1 protein-coding gene and 1 pseudogene are annotated in these 1,593 nt (G+C 60.3%); both read right to left on the bottom strand.

Annotated features, from left to right (window positions below):
• A pseudogene (locus AC4PR2_RS28755) lies at nt 1–1,165 on the bottom strand (integrase); the annotation flags it as partial.
• Nucleotides 1,166–1,182: 17 nt separating this feature from the next.
• Nucleotides 1,183–1,593 (bottom strand): hypothetical protein (locus AC4PR2_RS28750; RefSeq protein WP_492176033.1); only part of this gene is annotated, 411 nt, incomplete at its 5' end.

The raw sequence follows: 1,593 nt of genomic DNA, 5'->3' as shown, positions 1-1,593 counted from the left end.
GCTTGTTGGTGACCGTGCGCGTCTCGGGCGCTGAAATCGCCAGCTCGCGACACACGTCAACCGGCGGCGGCAGCACCAGTTTTCCGGTGGTGACAATCTCAAGCCATTTCGCCGTCCGGTTGGTGCCATAACGGCTGTGTATCGCCTTGCCGTTGAAGGCGATGCGCCACTGGCGAACCAGGTCGTTGAGGGTATCGATATCATCCACCCTGACGAACTTCAGGCCGGCTTCAAAATCCCGTTCCAGGATATCGCGGGCCTTTTCGACCGCACCGGTGGCGCGGGCGTTGCGGGCCTTGTGCTGGATACATTTGATGCCCAGCGCATGGCACATGTTCAGGAGGGGCGCCGCACCCAGCGCCGACCCGGGGTCGGTGAACAGGATTTCAGGCACACCGCAGAGTACGTCACCGTTGTTCTCGCTGCGCCGGTCTTGCATGGCGCCTATCATCACTTCCAGGAAGTTCTGCGCACTTTCACCACCAAAACGGTACTCGGCGTAAATCCAGTGGGTGGTATGGTCGGCAATCTCGAATGACCAGACGCGGTCATTGACGATACGCTCCAGGTTTTTCGGCTTGTTCTTGTAAAACGTGTCCCGCTCCATAATGCGCAGGCCGGTATCTCGCGCCTGGCGGCCATGTTTGTTGGGGTTCTTCAGGTAGTAAAGGACGCAGATGGAGGCGTCCAGCTCCCACACATGGTTGGGGTGCAGGCTGGCGAGCTCCAGCGCCGGCGTCGGTTTCAGCAACTGGTCCGGGTGCAGGCGAAAGGCGTACAGCGCCCGGCGAATGGCATCGTCTGACAACGGGTAAAACTCACCGGTCTGGGCGTCAATGCGCCCGGCCTGTATCATGCCGTTCGCTCGCAGGGCCTTAACCGCACGCCCCAGACTGTAGAGTTGCTTGTTGTTGTTACGTCTGGATTCCATCAGCGTCCCCGATATCACCAGTGCTTCTTCGCGTGACAATGACGTACTGCCAGCGTCGCTGCGCTGTTTACGGCGTTCACGCCAGGTCGTCTCATTGAGCTTGCGCAGCAGCGTGGCGCGACTAATCTGCAGCTCTTCACACGCAGTGCGGTAGATGGACTCTTTCTGGCCGTGCGGCGCATGGCGAACCGCGTTGCCAATGGCCACCAGACGTTCGTTAAGGACAGAATTCATGCCCGGGCTCCCTGGTGTTACTGTCTGTTGTCTGCGTCATCATCGACAGGCAGAGTCTGCTGCGCGTCGTCGGTGAAGGGCTTGACCCACTCCGGCACCTCGGGTTCGCGGGTCTCCGGTAGGTCAAAGCGGGTGCGCAGGCATTGAATTTCGCGCTCGAAGTCCAGCAGCAGCCCGGCCATGAAGCCGGCATGGGGGACGCCGCGCTCGTCGTAATCGCGGTCGAGACGCTCAAAGCCGGAGGTGATTGCCCCCAGCGTTTCGCGCACCAGGCTGTCAGTCATCAGCTGCAGGGAGGTGCGCAGCTGGCTGATTTCCTCGTCGGCGGGGACGTTGCGGAACTTTTGTTCTTTCATTGCGTTGAGTTCGGCATCTTTCTGCGCCACCACGCGGCATTTGACGTCATATTCGTCGCGTTTTTCGCGCAG

This window comes from Serratia sp. A07 (genome assembly GCF_058725505.1).
This window is presented reverse-complemented; position numbering and strand designations above follow the sequence as displayed.